This window comes from Staphylococcus sp. GDY8P198P (assembly GCF_017891615.1).
Classification (GTDB): domain Bacteria; phylum Bacillota; class Bacilli; order Staphylococcales; family Staphylococcaceae; genus Staphylococcus; species Staphylococcus cohnii.
Map to the genome: position 1 here is coordinate 317015 of NZ_JAESJQ010000005.1, position 25164 is coordinate 342178.

Sequence of the window (25164 nt, forward strand, 5' to 3'; positions counted from 1 at the left end):
GCAATGATATAGCGTATGAAATAATAGCAAAACATAAAAAAGACGGGTGTTAGAAATCTAAAATTTATATTTCGATTTCATAGTCCCGTCCCCGTTAAGGTCATTTTATTTTGTGAAAAGCTTATTATACATAGATTTAAATATGAATACACTGTTGCTATACAATATTATAGATATTTAATTTATCCTTCAGCTCACTTTAACGAATACATGTATCTACAAATGGGAAAGTTAATTGTAAAATTGTTCATTTCACAAATTTTGGTTGAGAAATCATATACATTTTATTTAACGATTACTAAACTATTTTAACACTTTTATTGAATTCTGCTAGAGCATTTCCTACAAATCGTTTAAATGAAAATGTTAAATCATGACTATATTCTGCTATAACTCGTATTTTTATTCTGATTGTTTGATATCTTCATGCACTGTAGAATAATCAATATCAGATTCTAAAAATGTTGCGTTATTTACTGGGAAATGTTGTTCAAGTGTTTCAATATTGCTTATTTCTACATCGCCATGATTCATTTCAAAATCTAAAACATGCCCGCCTACTGTTTTATCTCTATCTACAAAATGCAAATGGAAACCTCCAGCAGCTATGCCATGAAAAAGTGTTGGTGCATAAAAACCTACTATTGTACCGTCAATTTGGTCATAATGATATTCAGGTTGTTGTTTAGCAGATTCAATTAATTTAGTATATGGCTTTTCTTGCTTTGGCATCATTCTGACATGTACATTTTCAAATTTCCCAGATATTTTAACTGCAAAAAATAAATTTTCACTGGCAGCGTGGCTTTTTGTTTTATTTAATAAATTTTCAGAATCGGTAATGTGTCTCACATCAAAGCTTACATCTGGTTTGAATGGTGTCACAGTAGAAAAAGGTGTCATTTCACTACCATCCAACTGTTTGAAATTACCATGAGCATCAGCATGATAAGCGACACCATCTAATATAATAACTTCACCGTCTGATCCTGTTAACGTGCCGATACCTAAATCACCATGTTTTAAAATTTCATTCATTTCCATAGTGCCTTCTAATAATCCAGCCATCAAAGTACCAAGCGTGCCATGTTGATATAGCATGATATTTTCTCTCCTTATATCAATATTAATTTTAAATATTTCGCTCTTTACAATTATTTACAACATATTTTTATACAATATAATTGCATTTTTCAATATCTTTGTGCTCACATAGTGTTATGCGAACCCTGAATATTTATCGATATCAATCTTATATGCTTATTTTAAAATTATGATAAAAATAAACTTTGATTTCACTAATTATATACATTCAAGTACTAAATAAGTAAACACAAACTTCGATTCGCCAAGATGATGCCCACAAGTTCAATCCTTACGCTACAATATTTCAAAAAAATGAAAGCGTCCTTTTCTATTCAATTGAATTAGAAATGGACGCTTATGCGTTATTCACAGATGATTATCTTCTATTGGCTTATTTTCATAATTATTTAATTGAAGCAACTTCTATTTTAGGCGCTTCAAGTAAATAATTTTCTATTTCTTTAAAAAATGTTTGAAAATGTTCAGATTGATTATGTGCTTCCAAAGCAGCTTCATCTTTATATTTTTCTATAAAAGCAAAAGTTTGAGGTTCATTCGTATTTTCAAAGTGATCATAATATAATGCGCCTTCTTCTTTATTTGCTGCAATGACTAAACGTTCAACCTCTGCTAAATAATTTTCTCTATGCTCCACTTTAATCTTCATTACTGCAGTTACTAGAATCATGTATAACCTCCTGTGATAATCGTTTTTGCAAAACTAATTTTTAGAGATATTAAAGTTCTTCTTTTTCAATGATTAGCGGTTGATCTGTTTTAACAAAAAACCACATAATTATTGCAAATACTACTGGGATAATAACTAATTCTAACGTCACTGTCCAGCCAACAATATCAACCATCATACCTGCTAATAAAGGACTCAGTAATGCACCGATATTTCCCCATAAATTCATCCATCCAGATACTGAACCAGAGAAATTACGTCCTAAATCTGTAGCTGCTGCCCAACTCATTCCTGTAGCAATTCCTATTCCGCCTAAACATAATGACAGCCATAGCACATTTGTTACTAAATTGTTTGAATTGACATGAATAATGAGATACAAAATACCACAAACCCAATAATCGCAATAGACGCTCTCGCAACAAATCTTGATTTTCCATTTTGTAATAATTTATCAGAGATAGCACCGCCACATAATATTAACAAGAACATAGCAATCCAAGGTGCGCCCGCTGCCCAAGCCATATCAGGATCAGTTAATTTAACATTATATTGTTCGGTTAGATATGTAGGTAACCATATTAAGAATAGTGACACAACAAATTGAACAACAAAATATTGTGCTGCCAATGCATAAAAGCTAAATCTTCTTAGGAAAATATTCCACGGAGCGTTACTTTTTTCTGTTTTAATGATATCACGATTTTCCATAATATATCTTTTTTCTGCTTCATTAACCATTTTATGTTGTTCCGGTAAATCTTTTGAAATAATAATCCATAATAATGCAATGACGATACCAATAGCACCAAAAATATAAAATACAGCTTGCCATCCAAACATATTAACGATAGCAATCGTAACTACAGGTGCAATCACTGGCCCAAAATATGAACCTGCCAACAATGCACTCGAAGCACGCCCCTTTTCACCTTTCGCAAACCAAAATGAGTTAAACACTGCATTCGAAGGATACATAGGTGCTTCACCTATACCAAATAAAAAACGTACAGCATACAATAAACCATGATTTTTAACAACACCAGTTAAAATCGTGAAAGCACTCCACCATACGAGCGCGACTGTCAACATTTTTTTAGATCCAAACTTTTCTGCCAAAAAGCCTGAAGGTACTTGCATCAACGCATAACCTAACGAGAAAAATGATGCTAATAAACCAAACTGTGTTTTTGTCAAATGTAAATCTTCCATCATAGGTCCTGCAATAATTGAAATATTCGATCTATCCATATAAGCAATTACACCTATAATAAAAAACGCAATAGCAAAATACCATCTTATATTTGTTCTTTTTTGTTCCATTTTTTTTACCCACACTCTCTCCCTATATCACTAGTCATCATATGACCTATTGTGTTTCTAGATATTACCACAATATGAAATCGCTTACAATAACTTTTTTCATTTTTTTATAACACGCTGTAAATTCGTGTGATCAACATACAGCGTTTATGTGACAAATATTGGGAGCATTTCTATTTCTACTTTTAAAAATCTTAGGTATTAGCTATCACATTAGTTAAACTATGTTCCTCATAGGCATATAGTTTAGTGTGACTTTACCGCAATAAATCATTTAATTACTTTTGTGCCACCTTAAAATATGCATTAAGCATTAATTTAGATTATAATACAGAAGTAATTATAAAATATCATCACGTTTTATTATGAAAAGGAGCAACATTTATCACTATGGAACAAATACTGACAAACTTTATAAATGCTTGGGGTTATACTGCAATCGCAATATTAATCCTACTAGAAAATATATTACCTTTTATTCCATCTGAAATTATTTTGACATTTGCTGGGCTTATGACAGTTAAATCTGATTTATCTATACCTTTACTTTTTATCATATCTACCATTTCATCATTAATCGGTTTAATCATACTTTATTACATCAGTAGCATTGTCTCCGAAGCACGTTTATATCGTTTTGTAGATAAATATGGAAAATGGATCAAACTCAAAGGAAAAGATATCGCTCGCGCTAATGAATGGTTTAAAAAATATGGTGCAGTTGCAGTCTTTGTTTGTCGTTTTATTCCTGTTTTACGTGTATTAATCACTATACCAGCAGGCATTAATAGAATGAATATTTTTGTATTTACCATCCTTTCGTTGATAGGTACTACAATTTGGAACATTGCACTCATTTTCTTAGGTAGCATGTTGAGCAACAGTTTTGATATGTTAATGAATGGCTTACACACTTATTCATATATTATGTATGTCATCATCGCTATAGCTGTGATATATCTCTTTATTCGAATCTACAAAAAAAACCGCACACATCAATAAATGTATGCTTTGAAGTAGTTAGAAAACTTTTACAACACATGGTCATATGACTTATATCTATCTTAACAATCAGACAAAATCCAAACGGGTTTTTGTCTGATTTTTTTTATAAAAAAAAGACTAACTTCCCCCTTCGAAGTTAGCCTTTCACGAACTTTAATTTCTCCCTAAACTTTTGAGCAGAAAATTTTCTATTATTTATGTGCTCATTGAATATTTATATAATTAAAATACTACCCCTTTATCAAACTACACTGATAACGATTAATTATTACCTTTTACTATTTGACGAACTTCTTCTAAATCGCCTTCTACATCAATTTGAGGTTTCTTCGTCATTTTACTAACTAAAATTGTAACAATTAAACTTGTTAAAAATCCTGGAACAATCTCATATAAATTAAAGAAATCATTAATTTCACCTAATGGTTTAACAAACGCAATCCAAACAATTACAACAATTGCACCTGATACCATTCCGCTGACTGCACCAGTACGACTTAAACCTTTCCAATATAAACTCATTAATACAAGTGGTCCAAATGCAGCACCAAAACCTGCCCAAGCGTTACCTACAAGATTCAAAATTGTATCATTAGGTGACCATGCAATTATAATTGATACAATTGCAACTAAAATAACTGACATACGTCCAACAAAAACGAATTCTTTTTCATGTTTTTTTGCTGCTTCCTCACCACGGAACAATTTATAAAAATCTTCGGTTAGTGAACTTGATGTCACCAATAGTTGTGACGAAATCGTACTCATAATAGCCGCTAAAATAGCTGCAAGTAAGAAACCACCAACAAGTGGATGGAACAATATTTGACCCATTAATATAAACAATGTTTCTGGATCCTCAAGTGTTACTCCACCGCGATTGACAAATGTAATACCTACAAGGCCAACTCCAACTGCACCTAACAAGCTAATTGCCATCCAACCTATACCAAAACGTCTTGCTGTCGGTAATTGCTTCACTGATTTAATAGACATAAAACGTACAATAATATGTGGCTGTCCAAAATAACCTAAGCCCCAAGCAAAGAATGATATGATACCAATGACTGTTGTACCTTTAAATAAATCAAGGTTTGTCGGTTTCAAATCTGCCGCTTGCGATAAAGTATCCAACCCACTTAATTGCATCATTGCTACTACTGGTACCATTACCATAGCAATTAACATGATTACCCCTTGGAAAAAGTCTGTTAAGGACACGGCTAAATAGCCGCCAAAGAAAGTATATGCAATTACAATAATAGCAACTAATAATAATCCAAAATGATAGTTTAAGCCAAATGCACTATCAAATAATTTACCGCCTGCGACCATTCCGGAATGTGTATAAAGTGTAAAGAACACGACAATAATACCACCTGATATAATTTTGATCACATTCGATTGATCATCTAAACGATTTCTAAAGAAATCAGGTAATGTTATAGCATCTCCAGCTTTTTCTGTATACACACGTAACCGTGGAGCCACAACGAGATAATTTATGTATGCACCAATTGTCAGACCAATTGCCAACCAAGCAGCTGATAATCCTGTCGTATAAACTTCACCAGGCAGCCCCATAATCATCCAACCACTCATATCCGAGGCCCCAGCTGATAATGCTGTAACATATGGTCCTATGCTTCTACCGCCTAACATATATTCACTGATATTACCTGTCGCTTGTTTATAGCCGTAATATCCAATGACTAATAACACAACAAAATAAGCACCAAGCATAATATATGTCTGCCAGTTTGGATTTACTTGACTCGATAACGATGCTCCCAATGTAAACATAAAATAAACTCCCTTTATATAATTTTGTTACATGCACTTATTATACAAAAGTTAAAAATTTTTTAAACCGCTATTTTAAAAATAATTTTTAAATGTATTTCAAAACGCCTATAATACGCTTTGAACAATTGTTATTAAGCTATTTTTACCGTTTGAAATAATATGTGTATTTTTACAATTACAGGGTTAAATAATCATTTTTTAAATTCAAAAAAATGTATGTTTCCTGCAATATTTACATTTATATGCGATTTAATGTATTTGAGTAACATCATTATTTATAAGAATTTTATCGCTTTTTTGACAAAAAAATGAAGTCATTTATATTAATTAAAATATAGTCTAAATAATATAATCAATACTAGACACCCACCCCAAAATTAATGCTACAATATTACACATACAATGGAAACGTTTTACTAAATATAATGAGTAACAAAACTACCTAATTGGAGTGACATAAATAATGCATGATGCAACAGAAAAAAGCGTAAAAGAAAAATATTTAGATTTATTATCTCAACAATTTAATAACAGAGAGGAATTAGCAACTGAAATTATAAATCTTGAATCTATTTTAGAACTTCCTAAAGGCACGGAACATTTCGTCAGTGACCTACATGGTGAATTCCATGCATTTCAGCATGTATTAAGGAATGGTTCAGGAAATGTTCGATCTAAAATCAGTGATATATTTCAAGATACATTAACACGCCAAGAAATAAATGAGTTTTCAGCACTTGTATATTATCCAGAGGAAAAATTAAAATTAATTAAAAATAGTTTCACCTCAAAAGAGCGTTTAGATGAATGGTATATCACAACGATTAATCGTCTTATCAAATTAATAACTTATGCTTCTTCTAAATATACACGCACGAAATTACGCAAAACTTTACCTAAAAATTATATTTTTATAATAGAAGAACTGTTATATAAAAGTAATAAATATAATAATAAACATTCGTATTATCAAACTTTAATGAATCAAATTATTGAACTCGAACAATCAGATGACCTGATTATCGGCCTGTCCTTTACAATTCAACATCTTGTAGTGAACCACTTACATGTTGTAGGCGATATTTATGATCGTGGTCCAGAACCTGATAAAATCATGGACACTTTAATTGACTATCCTTCCGTTGATGTGCAATGGGGAAATCACGATGTCTTGTGGATTGGTGCCTATGCTGGTTCTAAAGTTTGTTTAGCAAATTTACTCAGAATTTGTGCACGTTATGATAATTTAGATATTATAGAAGATGCTTATGGTATTAATTTACGTCCTTTATTGACACTTGCTGAAAAGTATTATTCAGGTGACAATCCCGCTTTCAAACCTAAAAATGCTGAAGGACTGTCTCAATCTGAAATAGAGCAAATCACTAAAATCCATCAGGCAATCGCCATCATTCAATTTAAATTGGAAGCGCCTATCATTAAGCGCAGACCTAATTTTGAAATGGAAGAACGCTTAGTATTAGAGAGTATCGACTATGAAAATAATACAGCAACACTTTATGGTAAAACTTACACTTTAGAAAATACTTGCTTCCAAACTATCGATCCAAACAACCCTAACGCATTAACTGAAGACGAACACGAGGTAATAGAAAAATTATTATTGTCAGTACAACAATCAGAAAAATTAAAACGACATATGACATTTTTAATGCAAAAAGGCAAACTTTATCTCCCTTATAATGGCAATCTACTTATACATGGTTGTATACCTGTGGATGAAAATGGCGAAATGGAATCTATGATTATTGATGGTGAAAAATGCTATGGCAGAGATTTACTTGATCATTTTGAACACTTTGTAAGAGAAGCATTCGACCATAAAGATATACATGATGATTTAGCAACTGATCTCGTCTGGTATTTATGGACAGGTAAATATTCATCATTATTTGGAAAAAGAGCAATGACAACATTTGAACGTTATTATATTAATGATAAATCAGCACACAAAGAAACTAAAAACCCTTATTATTATTTACGCGAAGACGTAAATATGTGCAAAAAAATGTTGAAAGATTTCGGTTTAGACCCAGAAGAAGGACATATCATCAATGGTCATACACCAGTCAAAGAAATTGATGGTGAAAATCCAATCAAAGCGGAAGGAAAAATGATTGTTATCGACGGTGGATTTTCAAAAGCCTACCAATCTACAACTGGAATTGCTGGCTATACTTTACTCTATAATTCTTTTGGAATGCAGCTTGTGGCACACCAACACTTTAATTCGAAAAAACACGTCTTACTGAATGGGGCAGACGAGCTTTCTATACGCCGTGTAGTAGACAAAGAATTAAAACGTAAAAAAATACGTGATACCAATACTGGCAAAGACATACAAGAAAAAATTGATGTTTTAAAAGTATTAATGCATGATCGCTTCGTCAATTAATTTTATCAATCACTTTTTCATAAGGTGCTATTCACGTGATGCTATTATCGTGTGACTTAAAATTCAAAAAACAATAGCTCAGCAAACACTACTATGTTTCATAAAAATAAAAGAAACGTCAATTTTTATGGGCACCGTCCCCTAAAATTGTAAACCTAATAAAAATGCTATTTTCTAGGCTGCTAACTCCCTAAATTCCACAGGGAATTAGCAGCCTAATTTTTATTAAATGCTAACCGTTTAATTATTTTCACTTCACTTGTTCAACCATATTATCGTTTTCGTTCTTTCAAAAAATACATATGTATATTCGATATAAACTTTTCCATTTATTTCTATTTTCTTTTAAGATAAAATAAATCATTGTGATGTTTATTAAATAAGTATGTTCACCATATGAATGGCAAGAAAGGATTCCAACTATATGTCTAATTTAAAAGAAAGTATCGCGGTCGCTTTTGCGTTTGTAGGTGTTGTTGTGGGCGCTGGCTTTGCAACTGGACAAGAAATTTTTCAATTTTTTACGAGTAATGGTAGATACAGTGTTTTAGGCGTTATTATAACCGGACTTATCATTACTATCGCTGGTGTACTTGTATTAAATACAGGATATCGATTGCGTTCTCACAGCCATACCGAGCCCATAAAGTATTATCTTCCTCGAACAATTGCAACAATTTTTGATATTATATTAACTCTGTTTTTACTTGCATTAGCAATGATTATGACAGCTGGTGGAGTTTCAACGATTCATGAAAGTTTTGGTATACCATATGCCATTAGCGCTTTAATTTTAGTAATTATTATATTGGCTACTTTGTTCTTAAAATTCGACCGTTTAATAACTGTTTTAGGCATGGTCACACCATTTTTAGTCATTATTGTCTCATTGATTGCTATTTATTATTTCACTACTGGAAGCTTTGATTTTAACTCAGCATCACAATACGCCAATAGTGGCAATCGGACAGATAGATGGTGGTGGTTTGATGCAATTAACTATGGCAGTTTACAAATTGCAGCTGCGTTTAGTTTTCTTTCTGTAATGGGAGGACGCATGAAATCTGAGAAGGCAACATATTTGGGCGGTATTTTAGGTGGCATCATTATAACGTTTTTATTATTAATGTTGAACCTTGGAATGGTAACAGAATTCACAAACATAATAAACGTATCATTACCGTCGTTATTATTGGCAAACCATATTTCACCTGTGATTGGTCATTTTATGGCAATTATCATGATATTAGTTATTTATAATACGGTTGTGGGCTTAATGTATGCATTTGCTTCTCGTTTCACAGAACCATACCAACAAAACTATTATATATTAATTATAATTATCGCAATCATTACATTTGCTACTACATTTATTGGCTTTATTGAGTTAATTGGAAAAGTATTTCCATTAATGGGTCTCTTCGGTTTTATTTTGTTAATACCTATATTAATTAAAGGCATCTTTTATAAATCTCATTCATCATAATAAAAATCCCTAGACAAGTGTTTCAATATTATGTTCATTTAATCAGATGTGATCAAAATATTGAATGAGTCTAGGGGTATTCTATTTTGTTAGCAACGCCTTTTATATAAAACGCTAAGCAAACTGATATTGGTTAATCTTTTAATAATGATTGGCCCGCAATGATACCTTCTCGTGTGAGTTCATGACTGTTTACCCATAGTTCCTTAACTGTTGCACCTCTTTGTTTAAATATATCAATAACATTTTGACTATCCTGAACAGAAACAATTGGGTCATTTTCACCCATTGATAATAATACCTTGGTATAAGATAAATCTTTATCATTTATTGAATCTAAAGGATATAAAGGTGCATACAGTAACGCTTTGTTAAATGAAATATCAGGGTGTAACATCATGCTTATAGCTATATTAGAACCATTAGAGAAACCTACTGGGACAGCCTTAGCTAAATCAAAATGATAAGTTGCAGCCGCTTCTTTTAAAAATTGAATTAAATTGTTTGTTCTATATTTCAAATCTTCAACATCATATTGACCTTCACCATATCTCTTGAAGAAACGATTCATACCATTTTCCGATACTTCACCTCTTACACTTAATACATTATAGCTAGGGTTTAACGCTTGCGCTAAAGGTAAAAGATCATTTTCATCGCCACCAGTACCATGCAATAGGATAAAAGTTGGTCCGTTTAAATCACCTTTTTTAAAGATGTGTTCCATTATTCATCATCTCCTTTTAAAATAGTTATATTCGAATGGGTGGTAATAAATTCAATAATGCTTCTCTGCGTTCTTCATATTGTGGTGGTAACATAAGATGTGTACCCAAATCTTCAAATCGTTCATCTATCGTGAATCCAGGTCCTTCAGTAGCAAACTCAAAAATAATGCCGCCACGTTCTTTCATGTAAATAGCATTGAAATAATTACGATCTTTAATGTCAGTTACATGATAGCCTTTGTCTTTCATTTTCATTTGCCAAGCTTTGTGAGCATCATCATTAGGTACTGACCACGCAATATGATGTACTACACCGACGCCCCATCGTACACGGACATTGGCTACCTCTTTTCTAACTATCACGTGATGTTGCCATTCACCCTTAGTTTTTAGGTGAACATGATGATCGTTTTCACTTACTAGCTCTATACCCATATCCTCATTCAATGTTCGTACTGTTTGATGTGGCTCAGTTGATAACATGCTAACACCATGAAAACCTAAAATATTTCCTCCATTATCATATGAATGCCCTTCATCGGCTTCCACAAGTGCTAATGGCAACTCATGTATATCTGAAAATTCGACCGTAGCTTTATCAAATAATTGTGTTCTCACTGTCTCTATCCCATGTGATTGTAAATGTGTTTCCCAATGTTCCAATGATCCATTAGGCACCCGAAATGCTATACGTTGAACCTGACCAGAACCTATCCGTCCTTTATAATTGTTAGGCCAATTAAAAAATGTCAGTATCGTTCCATTATCTACATTGCCATTTGCAAAATATAGATGATACGTGGAAGGATCATCAAAATTCACTGTTTTCTTAATTAATTTTAAATTGAGTATATCTCTATAAAATTGAATATTCTCTTCTGGATTACCTACAATCGCCGAAATGTGATGAATATGACTGATATCTTCCATAAAATAACCACCTTCTCATTTTGTAATTTCAAGGTTTAAACAATCTTTCATTTTTAATGCGAACGTTTTGTGTCAAACGGACGTATTTCTGATTCAATATAATCACGTTGTTCTTCTAAGAATGGTGGTAATGCAAGACTTTCGCCCAATGTTTCATATGGCTCATCTCCCATAAATCCAGGGCCGTCAGTAGAAACTTCAATCAAAATATGGCCAATACGTGCATATAATGCTTCAAAATAAAATCTGTCTACTAACCCAGAATTCCCTATACCATACTGTTCATATTTTTCTAACCACTTAGATATTGCCTCATGATCTTTTAATCTGAATGAAACATGATGCACCTCTCCATAACCTTGTCTCGCTTCTGGACCAGTTGTATCTTTTCTTAAAAATACTTGACCTCCATTGCCACCTTCGCCTACTTCTAATACTGCAACGTTTTCTTCCTCTATAATCGTTGTCATATCAAATATATTTTCTAAAATCTTTTTAAAATCTTCAAAATAACTAACTGTTATTTCAATCGGACCTAAACCATAAATTGCTTTATCTGTTGGTACTGGACCTTCTTTCCAAGGTTGTCCAGGTGCCACGCCTTTATTATTTTCATCCGAAATTAATTGGTAACTTTGTCCATCTGATTCTTCAAATGGTAATACTTTTTTACCAAATAGTGTTTGAATGCCTTCATGTTTAATATTATATTCATTAAATCTTTGTTCATAATATGCTAACGCTGCATCATCAGGCACACGAAATGACGGACGTGTAATTGAATTGGTACCAGAATGCCCTTTGGGAACATTAGGAAAATCAAAAAATGTCATATCAGTACCAGGAGAACCTACATCATCTGCAAAGAATGTATGATAAGTATATATATCATCTTGATTTACAGTCTTTTTAACAAGTCTCATTCCTAATACTTCAGTAAAAAATTTATAATTTCGTTCAGCATCATCTGTGATTGCTGTTACATGGTGTATTCCTAATAATTGATTGTTTGTCATAATAAAACTCCTTTTTCATTATATTTATCTCGATTTCGAAGTAATTTTGAGTAAAATTTTTAAGTGCTACGACTTATTAATAGGTTGAGCACTTAATTTTTTTAAAGCTAGTTGTAATATTGTTAATTCTTCGTTTGAAAGTATTGAGAAAGTTGATTGTAACGTAGACGCATGTTCTGGAAATATATCATTCATTAATGCTTGACCTTCGTCAGTTATTGAAGCATTGGTTACGCGTTTATCTTGTACATTTCGAATTCTTACTACATATCCTTTGGCTTCTAACTTATCAACGACATATGTGATACTGCTACTCGCAATTAAAACTCTGTCACCAATACGCTGTATCGGCTGGTCGCCTTTATTATATAATAACTCTAAAACTGCAAACTCCGTTATATTCAAGCCGTAACGTTGGATATCATTTCTTACGATTTGTTCTAAATGATCTACGGTTCGATTTAAACCAATAAAAGTATTCAACGACTCTTTAGTACGATTCATTGCATCACCAACTTCCAATTTATTTCGAATTCGAGATAAATTATAATATCTCTTCAGACATAAGTCAACAAATAAGGTATAAAAAATATACTTATTATTAAAATGGCAACAACATTAAAAGTACTTAACATTATTTCTCAACCAGTTTCTTTCTCTCTTATAAGTGGTATATATCATAATGTGGAGGTGTCATAATGAATAAATTATTTATTAACAATCAATTTGTAGAAAGTGAGTCTAATGACACAATGAATGTCATTAATCCTGCGACAGAAGAAATCATAGACACAATTACATTTGCGACGGAAAATGAAGTTAATTCGGCTGTGGAAAAATCTAAACAAGCACAATTAGAATGGGAAAAAGTCCCTCAGCCAACACGGGCAGACCATGTGAAAATGTTAATCCCTTTATTAGAAGAACATAAAGATGAAATTGCAAAATTATATGTTCAAGAACAAGGGAAAACTCTCATTTCTGCAATCGGTGAAATAGACAAGGCAATACACTTTATAGACTATATGACAAGTCAAAGTATGAATAGCAAAGGTGAAGTCATTCAAAATAGTCGCGAAAATGAAACGATACAATTAACAAAAAAACCTATTGGCGTAACTGCAGGTATCGTTCCATGGAATGCACCTATCATGGTCTTAATGAGAAAAGTCATTCCTGCTGTAATCACAGGTTGTTCTGTAGTAATTAAACCAAGTGAGGAAACATCATTAGTCACTCTAAAAATTGCAGAGTTGTTTCGCCAATCAACGATCCCTGCAGGTCTCATTCAAATTATCCCTGGTAAAGGAGAAACTGTCGGTACACAATTAGCAGAGCATCCAGATATACAATTAATATCAATTACAGGTAGTATGCGTGCTGGTAAATCTGTTTATGCCAAGAGTGCTCAAACGGTTAAAAAAGTTAATCTTGAACTCGGCGGCAATGCGCCTGTAATAGTGACACCAAATGCGAATTTAGATAAGGCCGTTGATTACATTGTTACTGCTAGAATTAATAACGCAGGACAAGTATGTACTTGCCCTGAACGAATCTTTGTACACCATGATATCCATGAAACGTTCATTAATAAGCTAAAAGACAAAATGGAAACTTTAAATGTAGGAGATCCATTTGATGATCAAACTGATTTCGGTGCAATTATCAATCAAAAACAATTAGATAGCATCGATGAAAAAGTTCAAAATGCAATTCATAGCGGTGCTAAATTAATTACAGGTGGTAACATAATTGATCGTTCCGGTTATTTTTATGAACCAACGATTTTAGATCAAGTAAGTCCAGACGACGAAGCTTTCAAAGAAGAAATTTTCGGACCTGTACTACCTATCGTACAATATTCTGACTTTGAAGAAACTATTGAACAAGCCAATCATACAAACGCTGGTTTATCTTCTTATATATTTTCAGAAGATTTAAAAGAAGTAATGATAGCCACTGAACGTCTTAAATTTGGTGAAGTTTATGCAAATTGTGAAGCAGAAGAAGTTGTGAATGGATATCATGCTGGTTGGAGAGAATCAGGTCTCGGAGGCGCTGACGGTATTCGTGGACTTGAAGAATATTACAATACAACAGTGTCTTACATTAGATATGATTAAAAGTGTTAAATGTTTAAAAATACACAACATGTTTAAATGACTAAATGCATGTTAAGCAAACTGTAACAGCAATTTCTTTTACAAAAATAAAATAGTCTGGGACATTAAGTTCTTGGACAAGTTAAAAAGGCATTTCTATCGAAATAATATAGAAATTGCCTTTTTCATTTTGTGTTTGTTTTTGTGACAGCCACATCATTCGGATACGATGATTAAGCAGTTTTTCTATTTTACGACCATAGCATACGGATTGTGTGTAGGCATATAGCATAATTTTTAATATCATTTTAGGATGATATGATGTAACACCACGATGATGTTTGAATTCATCGAATACATTTTCAGAGATTGCTTCAACGATTTCATTAACATGTCGTGACAAATACATATAAATGCGACGTATTTTGGCGAGACGCTTGAGGGAACAGGACAACCTGAAGTCTACAGGTTGAGCTGTTCTCTAAGAAAGCGAGCCAACAATATGAAGTATTAAATAAAAAAGAAGCAATCAGATGTATTAAATTAAATCATCTGATTGCTATTTTTCTGGTATTTATGTCCCAATCTCTTTAATCATTATATGGATAGTTCGAAATTTTTCATCAAATATGTTATCTGACGTTTAGGATTTAGTACAAAATATTGTTATCCTGACATCAATATGATTGTAATTACTGATTAAGTGCTCTATTTAATGATTTCATATTTTCTTTCATTAAAGATTGATAAGTAATCTGTTTATCCTTTACTTCTTCTTTTGATAAGGTTGCCATATTATGAAATTTTAGCGGGGTTGTATTAGATTCCTTTTGAATAACATCTGTAACTTTAGAAGTGATATTTTGTTCATATAATACATAAGGTTGTTTAGTTTTATCTATATTCTGAACGATATTCATTAGTTCACGTTGACTAGGTTCTTCATTATTCATGCCACTAACACCTCGCTGATTAAACTGATAGCGATTTGCTAGATAACCTATAGAGTCATGAGAAATTACGACTGTATCACGTTTAGGATGTTGTGTAATCCGCTTCATCTCATTATCAATTTCGTCGATATCTTTGATCAAATGATTGTAGTTACGCGTGTAATACGTTTTGTGTTTAGGATCCTTCTCGATTAAATCATTTTTAATCACCTTAGCAAATTTTTTATTCAACACAGGATCTAGCCATACATGTGGGTCTTGTTCCCCATGATCATGACCTTCATGATGATTGTGATTGTCATGTTCATCATGGTTTTCATGTTCATCATGTTCTTCGTGATTTGCAATTAAATCATGGTGACTAAGATGTGCAGCAACAGGTAATTTCAAGTTATCATTATTAATTGAACGTGCAATTTTCTTAGCCACGGGATCCATTTCTTCATTTGAATAGATAAACAAATCACTTTTAGCGATATTAATCATTTCTTTTTGTGTAGGTTCAAAAGAATGCATGTCAGCACCGGGGGGATAAATCGAATCAACATCTACATATTTGCCCCCGATTTGATCAGTAAAACTTTGGAATGCAAATGCTGTCGTATATATTTTTAATTTATTATTCGAACTGACGTCTTTTTTTTCAGAATTTATATTTCCGCATGCACTTAACAATACGATAAATATACAGGTCAGAATAAGTAACATAATTTTTTTCAAAAAACGCCCCTCCAAATCGAAATTATTCCGTTAAAACTATAAACTTATTTTCACATTTTTTCAATGGTTTTTTGTTATTCGACAATATTTAATGACATCATTGATGATTAAAATACGTGCTTATTTTTAATATTTGTTTAACTTAAGGTGAAATGTGATATTTAATATATATGACGTTAATAACATGGAGGTGTTAGAATGGCGGAAATTAAACAAGGTACGAATAAGTTTTATATAGGCGATAACGAAGACAATCCACAAGCAGAGATTACATTTCAACCTCAAGGTGATAATCAAATAACTATTGATCATACAGGCGTACCAGATGAGCTTGGTGGCCAAGGTTTAGGTTCTCAACTTGTAAAATCAGTTGTTGACTATGCACGAGACAACAATTTAAAAGTCTCTGCGACATGTCCTTTTGCTAAATCAGTTATTGAGAAAAAACCAGAATTCCAAGATGTTTATGCAGGTTAATTGCTTGCCTACAAACTTCTTTAAGTTCCAAAATAAATTTGGATATAAACAGCTCAAGCTAAATCACAAATATGAATGAGTCTGGGACGAATCAATGATGTCCCAGACTCTTTTTTTCTTTTTATTTTTCGGATCCATATTCTATTCTAATGAAATTCAAACCCGCTTTTATAAATATAGCAATTGAATCTACATCAATTGTTCTTTGACTGAAGACCTTAGTTTTGATTGTTTAGCTGCATTTAAACCTTAAAATAACAGCAATTCGCGCACTTTATTATTTTTGTACTAAAATACATGATTTATCCATTTTGCAATACATACATATTATAATAAATACCATTTTTTTGAATTAGTGTTTCATGTGTCCCTTGCTCTACAATTTCTCCATGATTTAATACAAGTATTTTATCAGCATCTTGAATCGTAGATAGTCTGTGCGCAATGGCTAAAGTTGTTCTTCCTTTTCTCATTGTATTCAAAGATTGTTGTATTTGTTCTTCCGTTTCAGAATCAATATTTGCTGTCGCTTCATCTAAAATAAGTATTTTGCGATTGGTCGCAATTGTTCTTGCAAATGCTATCAATTGTCGCTCACCACTTGAAAATGAACTTCCTTTTTCAATTACTCTATGTTGATATTGATCTGACAACTTTTCAATAAAATGGTGTGCATGAACAAATTCTGCAGCTTTCTTTACTTGTTCAAATGTCATCGTTGGGTGGTACAATTTAATATTAGATGCTACAGTGCCATAAAATATAAATGCATCTTGAAGTACGAGTCCTATTTTCTGCTTTAATTCTAGTTTCGGTATTGTTTTAATTGAATGCCCATCCACTTCAATACTACCTCGCTCAAATTCATAAAAACGCATAAACAAATTGATGATGGAACTCTTTCCTGAACCTGTATGACCAACAAGCGCTACCATTTCCCCCGGATTAACGGTAAAATTAATGTTTTTAAGTACGTCTGTCTCACCATCATAGCTAAAACTCACTTCTTTAAATTCAATCTTTCCTTTGTCAATTGTATTTGATGGCACAGGTTGTTGTTCAGGCTCATACGTTTCATCGTCAATTAAAGTAAATACCCTACTCGCTGAAACCAAAGCTTGTTGTAAAATATTTAAATTTTGACTTACTTGGTTGATTGGTTCAAAAAATCGTTCCATATATTGCACAAATGCAAATACAACACCAGCTGTAATACCTGTTGTAAAACTGATGATACCAAAATAACCTAAAATCATAACTAGAGCAAAAATAGCTAGTGAACTTATTGCAGGTCTCAATAATAAGCTATCAAGTTTCACTGTTTTTAACATATATTGATAATGTTCATCATTGATATGATTGAATTCTTTGTTTAACCTTTTTTCTTGATTAAATGCCTGTATTATCTTCATACCTTCTATAGATTCTGCTAACTTTGTATTTAAATCGGACAATTTTTGTCTCGACTTTGTAAATAAAACAGCTGAGTATTTCCGATAACTCGCAAGTATGAGTATGATAACTGGTAAAAACACCAATGAAATTAAAGCTAATTTCATCTCTAAAATAAACATCATAATATAACTAGAGATCATCATGAAAATAGCTATAAGAAATGTTGAAAAAACGCCTATAATCATATCAACAATTGTCTCTGTATCATTTGTTAACCTAGATACAATACTGCCGCCTGACACCTTATCAAAATACTTCATTCCCAATTTCCCTAATTTATTAAAAGCGTCAATCCTTAATTGTTGTATCACTTTAAAAGCAAGATATTGAAAAAGATATTGACTTAAATACATTGTTACTGCACCTATTATTTGAATGCTGATAAAGATTATAATAAGCCAAATCATTGCTTGCTGAGGAAAGATACGTGGCGTAAGGTAATCATCGATAAATACCTTTACCAAATAGGGTGTTAACATACTTGCTATGGTAGATATTGTTAATGTTAAAAACGCTAAAGCAATAATCCCTTTATAAGGGGTCGTATACTTAAATAACCTAATCAAAGACTGGGCTTGGTCTTTCGCAGTTAAATTAACTTTTTCAGCCATTAGTATCGTCCCCTTTCGTTAAGTCATCTAAATTACGCGTGAGCTTTTGTTGTAAAGCTTGAGCTCGATATGTTTCGTAATACCATCCTTTTTGGTTCATCAAAGTAGTATGTGTACCTTTTTCAACAATTGTTCCTTGATCCATCACAATTATTTTATCCGCTTGTTTCACAGCGCTCATCCGATGTGCAGTAATGATATTCGTTTTTCCTTTTCTTAATTTTTCTAAATTGTTTAGTATCACTTCTTCGGTTTGAGCATCCACTGCAGAAAGAGAGTCATCAAGTATTAATACTTCTGGATTTATTAATAACGCTCTCGCAATTGATATTCTTTGTTTTTGTCCGCCTGACAATGATACGCCTCTTTCACCTACAACAGTTTGATATTGATAAGGGAAAGATAAAATATCCTCATGAATATAACTTGCTTTACTTGCTGCAAATATCTGATTGTCATCTATTTTTTCATTACTAAATGCAATATTATTTCGAATGGTAGTAGAAAATAGAAAGTGTTCCTGTGGTACATACCCAAACTGATCTCTTAAATATTGTACATTATAATCTCGAATAGGATGGTCACCATATTTGATTTCATTCGGTTCCTTTGTATCAAACTCTCTAAGTAACAATCTAATTAATGTGCTTTTCCCTGATCCAGTTCTACCAACTATGCCAACAGTAGAACCTTTACTCACTTCAAAATGCACATCATAAATGCCTTCTTCCGAATTTCCCGGGAAATTAAATTGTTTAATATTAAATTCAATATCCCCATATGGTCTTGTATTAAGTTTATAATCTGTATCTATATCATTAGGGGTGTTTCCTATTTCTTCAATTCGTTCATAAGATGCCTTTGCCCTTTGAACGATATTAAAAAATAATCCTAGTGCTAGTAATGGCCAAACAAGCATGCCTAAATAAGTCGTAAATGTAATCAGTTGACCAAGTGTGATTGTATTATTGAAAACTAATTTTGCACCAAATAAAATTGATAAAAAGTAACTCATTCCTATAACTAATGTAATTGTTGGGTCAAACAATGCATCAATTTTTGAAACTTTTAAATTTTTATTTACTACATCATCACTTAAATCTTTAAAATCTTGTTGATCACTAGCCTCATAACCAAATGTCTTAGTGACTTTAATACCAGCCACGCTTTCTTGTGTCTTATCATTCAATCTACTAAACGCTGCTTGAGCTTTTTTAAATCCTTTACTAAGTAATGAACCATAAAAACTTGTTAACAACACCATAAAAGGCAGTGGTATCATTGCAATCAGTGTTAATTTCCAGCTTACTGTTACAGCCATTGTGATAACTACGGTTCCACCAGTTATCAAAGAATCTGCAATCATTAATATCCCTGCGCCTGCAGCATTTTGCACTGCTCTGATATCATTGGTTGCATGTGCCATCAAATCACCAGTTCTTCTATTTTGATAAAAGATAGCACTCATAACTGTATATTTTTTATATAAATACGTTCTTAATGTTTGGCCTAGTTTTTGACTTGTCCCAAATATCGATAATCTCCAAATATATCTTAATACATAAGTCAAAATCGCGACCAACACTAATATAGAAAGATAAATTATTAATAATTTCGGTGTTAATTTATTAGCCACCATATAGTCAATCGTCTTACCGATAATCTGTGGTGGTAAAATTTCAATCACAGCAATCAAAAATAATGTGCTCAAACCTATAATATAACTACCTTTATGCTGTCTGAAAAACCACCCTAATTTCCAAAAGACTTGCATACACTCACCCACTTCATCATCCAAATTGTTTATGTTCACATATTACCACATGTTGTTAAATGTAAATATAGTAGTGATTTTAAACGTTGTGTAATTCTAAATAGCGAGACAAGTAAATTGACTTGGTATACTTTTTATATTAACTTATAGTTATAAATCACAACTGACTATAAAGGAGCAAAATGATGACTTTTCACGATAAAGCAGCAATTCAAGTAACAAATATCACCTTAAATGTTAAAAATTTAAAAACAATGTTGGAATTCTATTCACACATTTTAGGACTTAAAGTTGTATCAAAAGATGATACTTCTGCTATTTTACAAGTTGGTTTGAGCGACCATACTATTACATTAAATGAAATTCAAGAGGGACGTCAGCCTTCCTTAAGAGAAGCAGGCTTATTTCACATAGCAATTCTACTACCTGAACGCGTAGATTTAGCTAATTTCTTATTTCATATTTCACAATCAAACATTCCGATTGGTGGCGGTGACCATCTTGTGAGTGAAGCTTTATACCTTAATGATCCAGAAGGAAATGGCATTGAAGTTTATTACGACAGACCTGAATCTGAATGGTTGTGGGAAAATGACAAAGTGAAAATGGATACGTTACAAGTAGATACAGCTGATTTACTTAATCAAAGAACAGAGATAGGTTGGGATAAAATACCAAATAATGCAAAGATTGGGCATATGCATTTGAAAACATCTGACTTAGCAGTAGCTAGACATTTTTACATTGATAAGTTAGGGCTTCAACATATTTCCGATTTTCCTCAAGCTCTGTTTATGTCATCTAAATATTATCACCATCATATTGCAGTAAATACTTGGCAATCCAGCTTACCGAGAATTGAAAATGATAACAGCTATGGATTAGCCCACATCGATATTTATAAACCAAACAATGAAGTTGAAGAAACTTTTTTAATAGACGGTTTAAATATTACTTTACACAATCAAATGTCATTAATAGCTGATAAAGTATAAGGCTAAAACATCACGCACAGTATAATAACTCAACATGCTATTAAAGTTTATAATAATAAAAACGTCAATTTCTATTATAATTATAGAAATTGACGTTTTTTTATTTAAGTCAAGACATTAATGTCATGGTTTTCTTTTGTACGAACTTTAAATATTTTAGTCATGGTCGTTCTTATTATTCAACCCATTCTACAACATGAGATTGAGGTTGACGCACTTTTTCTTTTGCTTCAGTTTCTCTATAACCAAATGCAACCATTACGGATGGTGCAAAATGCGTTTCATCCATCAAGCCTTCATCAATTAAAAATTGCGTTACAGCATCTAAATCAAATCCTTCCATCGGACAAGAATCAATATTTAATAATGCCGCACTCGTCATCATATTACCTAATGCAATGTATGTTTGTTTTTTAGCCCATTCCAACAATGTTTGTGCATTATCATTAATATGGAAACTTGTTTGGAAATTATCGAATTTTTCTTCCGTAGCAGGTATACTATCTTCGCTGTATTGCTTAATATCTCGAATCATATGTTGTACAAATGGTGATTTAGAAGTTACATTTTTACGTGCCAATATAATTACGAAATGGCTTGCTGTATCTAACTGCCCTTTTGCACCCCAACTTATTTCTTTTAACTTATTTCTAATTTCTGAATTTTGTATTACGATAAATTTCCAAGGTTCTAATCCCAGAGAGCTCGGGGACAGTCTACCCGCTTCTAAGATAGTGTCAAATTCACTTTCATTTATCTTTTTATTTGAATCAAACCTTTTTGTTGCATGTCTAAAATTAAACGCATTTATAATTGTTTGTTGCATATCATTCATTTCTTGTTTGCCATCCTTTCCATTTGTATCTTATACCTTTTAGTATAGGATAGGTTGTTACATGGATTAAAATAAAATGTTTAAGCTTAATACCGAATTAAGATATAAGATATTACTTATTCATTTTAAGCACTTGATCTTCAATAATAGATAAAACACCTTGCTTATCATTTGATGGTGCTACATAATTTGCAATTTCGAATAATGTTTCATCTTCACAATTTTCCATCACATAACTATATGTTGCTAATTGCAACATATCTAAATCATTATTTGCGTCTCCAAATGCCATGAGCTCGTCTTCCGTTAATCCCCATTTTTTTAATAATCTAGCTAATGCATTTCCTTTGGTCATACCTGGAATGATAATATCGATACTATCTCGACCACTTGATACAAGTGACAAATCTTGTGAAAAGCGTTTTGACAAATCCTTATCAAGTGTAGGATGTGTTGCTCTATCTATATTTAAAGCGATTTTTACATATTCGTCTTCTGGTAAATTTTGTAAGGATTCAATTTCTTTTAATTGTCGATAATAAAAATGTGCATCTTTTTTAAATGATTGCTCATTGTCTTTTAATATGTAAGCACTTTTCAATCCACAAACAATTATTTCGTTGATACCACGGGTGATATTTAAATAATTAACAATATTACGGAAAACATCTTTTTCAAATGCTTGGTAATCATATAACGTATTGCCTTCATAAATAACCGCGCCATTTTCAGCAACAAAAAACATAGCTTTATCTCCGAAAATAGATTTTAATTTTGCGTATTGATTACCACTTGCTGCTATAAATTTAATATTTTCATTTTTCAATTGTTGAAATATCCGATTAAATCTTTCTTGATCATATTGTTTTTTTGAATCTAAAAATGTACCATCCATATCTACTGCGATTGCTTTTATCATACTTATCATCCCCTCAAATGCTCTGCTTATATCTGTAATTCATTATATCCATATTCATCGCTAAATTAAAATAAATAAATTGAATTATATCCTTTAAGTTGTGAATAATCTAATTTTTAAAGTTTTAAATAAAAATAGGCAGAATAGAAAGCACATACGCAATATGCTTGATTCTATCTGCCTTGAATAACGTATTCATTTTCTAAAAATTATCTTAGCTTAACATTGGAAAAAATCTGTTCTATGACAGTTCAATGTACGATTCATTTTACCTAACTTTATAAAGCTTTAGCCTTCTTGATTGTCTTCTTTCATACGAACAATAGAAACATAATTAGATTTTTCTTTAATATCATAGATTGTTAAACCTGTAATATCTTTTGGTTTACCTGGCACGATAATACTTATGATATAAGAGAAAATAAATGCTACTATAAACGAAATAATAGATACATAGAATGGTGAATTGCCGCCACCCATTCCGTTAAAGATATAAGCAAAAATAATTCCAAATATTAATCCCATCAGTACACCGAACGTATTGGTACGACGTGTGAATATACCAACCGCAAATACACCAGCCAATGGTACTCCTACTAAACCAGTAATTAACAAGAATAAATCCCAAAGGTCGTTAGAATCTGCTGCAATTAGATAAATAGACATACCGAATCCAAATAATCCCGAAAGGATAATTATCCATCTAGCAAATCCAACTTCACTTTTTTCATCTTTCTTGCCAAAGAATCTGTGCTTAATATCAACAGAAATACAAGCCGAAATTGAATTCAAACTTGAAGAAATGGTTGATTGTGCCGCTGCAAATATGGCTGCTATTAATAGTCCAGCAACAAATGGTGGCATTTCAGTAAGTATAAAGTATGGTACTACAGAAGAAGTATTAAACCCTTTAGGCAATGCACTTTCATGACTATAAAATGAGTACATCATTGTTCCCATACCGTAGAATAACGGCGCCGATATTAAAGCTAAGGCCCCATTCGTCCATAAAGATTTTTTTGTTTCTGATATAGAATCTGATGCTTGATAACGTTGTACCACATCTTGACTTGCTGTATATTGATGCAAGTTGTTAAAAATGTTCCCTAAAAAGATGATAGGAATTGCTGCGGCTGCAGTATTAAATTTCCAGTTATCAGCACTAATGATTTTTTTATGTTCTAATGCATCACTTACAACAGTCCCCATTCCCCCTTGAATGTGGACTACACCTAAAATAATGATTGCTGCTGCGCCACCTAATAGAATGACGCCTTGAATGAAATCACTCCATACAACACCTTCAAAACCGCCAAGGAATGTATAAAGAATACACAAAATACCAACCAAACTTGCCACTACATATGGATTCATATCTGATATAGAAGTTATCGCTAATGTAGGTAAATAGATAACAATGGCTACTCTCCCAATATGGAATAACACAAATAACAATGAACCGATAACACGAATACTAGGTCCAAAACGCGCCTCTAAATATTCATAAGCAGACGTCACCTTTAATTTTTTAAAAAAAGGTACATAAAAGTATATAAGTAAAGGAATAATTGCTACAATCGCAATATTACCTGCAATATATGACCAGTCTGTCAAAAAAGCCTTTTCTGGCGTAGACATAAAAGTTATCGCACTTAAAGTTGTGGCATAAATAGAGAACCCTACTGCCCATGAAGGCAAACGACCACTAGCCGTAAAGAAGCTATCTGTACTTTGGCTTGCGCGTTTGGTAAAATATGCACCGACTAAAAGCATAACTAAAAGGTAAATAACTACTGCCACCCAGTTCCATATACCAAAACCAACTTGTTCCATTTAATT

19 protein-coding genes and 2 pseudogenes are annotated in these 25164 nt (G+C 32.2%); 6 read left to right on the top strand and 15 right to left on the bottom strand.

Annotation, left to right across the window (positions count from 1 at the left end; translation table 11 throughout):
• Nucleotides 1-402: 402 nt before the first annotated feature.
• The 3 genes and pseudogenes from budA to KA824_RS05985 form a co-directional block, all read right to left on the bottom strand.
• Nucleotides 403-1101: an acetolactate decarboxylase gene (gene budA, locus KA824_RS05975; protein WP_107384260.1), complete on the bottom strand. Its 699-nt coding sequence runs from the start codon at nucleotides 1099-1101 to the stop codon at nucleotides 403-405.
• 388 nt (nucleotides 1102-1489) lie between these two features.
• The gene (locus tag KA824_RS05980; RefSeq protein ID WP_107384259.1) at nucleotides 1490-1774 is read right to left on the bottom strand and encodes a putative quinol monooxygenase; all 285 of its coding nucleotides are present in this window, start codon (nucleotides 1772-1774) and stop codon (nucleotides 1490-1492) included.
• A 49-nt stretch (nucleotides 1775-1823) separates the two neighbouring features.
• Nucleotides 1824-3097: pseudogene (locus tag KA824_RS05985) on the bottom strand (pyruvate MFS transporter).
• A gap of 390 nt (nucleotides 3098-3487) precedes the next feature.
• Between KA824_RS05985 and uptA the strand changes: the two are divergent.
• Nucleotides 3488-4099, top strand: a complete 612-nt coding sequence (uptA, locus tag KA824_RS05990; protein WP_107385963.1) for an undecaprenyl phosphate transporter UptA — start codon at nucleotides 3488-3490, stop codon at nucleotides 4097-4099.
• A gap of 264 nt (nucleotides 4100-4363) precedes the next feature.
• On the opposite strand, the gene putP is transcribed toward uptA, so the two are convergent.
• The gene (gene putP / locus KA824_RS05995; RefSeq protein WP_107384256.1) at nucleotides 4364-5905 is read right to left on the bottom strand and encodes a sodium/proline symporter PutP; all 1542 of its coding nucleotides are present in this window, start codon (nucleotides 5903-5905) and stop codon (nucleotides 4364-4366) included.
• 466 nt (nucleotides 5906-6371) lie between these two features.
• On the opposite strand from putP, the gene KA824_RS06000 reads away from it, so the two are divergent.
• Entirely contained in the window at nucleotides 6372-8324 is a 1953-nt protein-coding gene (locus tag KA824_RS06000) for a fructose-1,6-bisphosphatase (RefSeq protein ID WP_181187354.1), read from the top strand.
• A gap of 424 nt (nucleotides 8325-8748) precedes the next feature.
• A complete protein-coding gene (locus KA824_RS06005; protein ID WP_107384211.1) occupies nucleotides 8749-9810 on the top strand; it encodes a YkvI family membrane protein in 1062 nt (353 codons plus the stop codon).
• A gap of 133 nt (nucleotides 9811-9943) precedes the next feature.
• On the opposite strand, the gene mhqD is transcribed toward KA824_RS06005, so the two are convergent.
• From mhqD to KA824_RS06025, 4 genes are all read right to left on the bottom strand, one after another.
• The gene (mhqD, locus tag KA824_RS06010; protein ID WP_107384212.1) at nucleotides 9944-10537 is read right to left on the bottom strand and encodes a methylhydroquinone degradation carboxylesterase MhqD; all 594 of its coding nucleotides are present in this window, start codon (nucleotides 10535-10537) and stop codon (nucleotides 9944-9946) included.
• Nucleotides 10538-10562: 25 nt separating this feature from the next.
• Nucleotides 10563-11468 carry a VOC family protein gene (locus KA824_RS06015; RefSeq protein ID WP_107384213.1) on the bottom strand — a complete coding sequence of 302 codons (906 nt, stop codon included), beginning with the start codon at nucleotides 11466-11468 and terminating at the stop codon, nucleotides 10563-10565.
• Nucleotides 11469-11521: 53 nt separating this feature from the next.
• Complete coding sequence (gene mhqE / locus KA824_RS06020; protein ID WP_107384214.1) at nucleotides 11522-12484, bottom strand: ring-cleaving dioxygenase MhqE; 963 nt, start codon at nucleotides 12482-12484, stop codon at nucleotides 11522-11524.
• A 66-nt stretch (nucleotides 12485-12550) separates the two neighbouring features.
• Nucleotides 12551-12988, bottom strand: a complete 438-nt coding sequence (locus KA824_RS06025; RefSeq protein ID WP_181187353.1) for a MarR family winged helix-turn-helix transcriptional regulator — start codon at nucleotides 12986-12988, stop codon at nucleotides 12551-12553.
• Between the two features lie 191 nt (nucleotides 12989-13179).
• On the opposite strand from KA824_RS06025, the gene aldA reads away from it, so the two are divergent.
• Nucleotides 13180-14607: an aldehyde dehydrogenase gene (aldA, locus tag KA824_RS06030; RefSeq protein WP_181187391.1), complete on the top strand. Its 1428-nt coding sequence runs from the start codon at nucleotides 13180-13182 to the stop codon at nucleotides 14605-14607.
• A 160-nt stretch (nucleotides 14608-14767) separates the two neighbouring features.
• On the opposite strand, the pseudogene KA824_RS06035 reads toward aldA, so the two are convergent.
• Nucleotides 14768-14989, bottom strand: a pseudogene (locus KA824_RS06035) (transposase); the annotation flags it as partial.
• Nucleotides 14990-15278: 289 nt separating this feature from the next.
• A complete protein-coding gene (locus KA824_RS06040; RefSeq protein ID WP_181187352.1) occupies nucleotides 15279-16259 on the bottom strand; it encodes a metal ABC transporter solute-binding protein, Zn/Mn family in 981 nt (326 codons plus the stop codon).
• 198 nt (nucleotides 16260-16457) lie between these two features.
• Between KA824_RS06040 and KA824_RS06045 the strand changes: the two genes are divergently transcribed.
• Entirely contained in the window at nucleotides 16458-16736 is a 279-nt protein-coding gene (locus KA824_RS06045) for a GNAT family N-acetyltransferase (protein WP_107384216.1), read from the top strand.
• Between the two features lie 302 nt (nucleotides 16737-17038).
• Here KA824_RS06045 and KA824_RS06050 read toward each other — a convergent pair whose 3' ends face one another.
• Nucleotides 17039-18802, bottom strand: coding sequence for an ABC transporter ATP-binding protein (locus tag KA824_RS06050; RefSeq protein ID WP_107384217.1), 1764 nt, complete (start codon nucleotides 18800-18802; stop codon nucleotides 17039-17041).
• Nucleotides 18795-20576, bottom strand: coding sequence for an ABC transporter ATP-binding protein (locus tag KA824_RS06055; RefSeq protein ID WP_107504917.1), 1782 nt, complete (start codon nucleotides 20574-20576; stop codon nucleotides 18795-18797). The genes KA824_RS06050 and KA824_RS06055 overlap by 8 nt, the downstream gene beginning before the upstream one ends.
• A gap of 185 nt (nucleotides 20577-20761) precedes the next feature.
• Here KA824_RS06055 and KA824_RS06060 point away from each other — a divergent pair, with 185 nt between their 5' ends.
• The gene (locus KA824_RS06060; protein ID WP_107384219.1) at nucleotides 20762-21571 is read left to right on the top strand and encodes a VOC family protein; all 810 of its coding nucleotides are present in this window, start codon (nucleotides 20762-20764) and stop codon (nucleotides 21569-21571) included.
• A gap of 175 nt (nucleotides 21572-21746) precedes the next feature.
• Here KA824_RS06060 and KA824_RS06065 read toward each other — a convergent pair whose 3' ends face one another.
• The 3 genes from KA824_RS06065 to KA824_RS06075 all read right to left on the bottom strand — a co-directional run bounded on the left by KA824_RS06065 (nucleotide 21747) and on the right by KA824_RS06075 (nucleotide 25158).
• Nucleotides 21747-22406 (bottom strand): NAD(P)H-dependent oxidoreductase, encoded by a 660-nt coding sequence (locus KA824_RS06065; protein WP_107386190.1) that lies wholly within the window; start codon nucleotides 22404-22406, stop codon nucleotides 21747-21749.
• A 112-nt stretch (nucleotides 22407-22518) separates the two neighbouring features.
• The gene (locus KA824_RS06070) at nucleotides 22519-23325 is read right to left on the bottom strand and encodes a Cof-type HAD-IIB family hydrolase (protein ID WP_107384221.1); all 807 of its coding nucleotides are present in this window, start codon (nucleotides 23323-23325) and stop codon (nucleotides 22519-22521) included.
• A 288-nt stretch (nucleotides 23326-23613) separates the two neighbouring features.
• Complete coding sequence (locus KA824_RS06075) at nucleotides 23614-25158, bottom strand: sodium:solute symporter family protein (RefSeq protein ID WP_181187351.1); 1545 nt, start codon at nucleotides 25156-25158, stop codon at nucleotides 23614-23616.
• Nucleotides 25159-25164 lie beyond the last annotated feature (6 nt).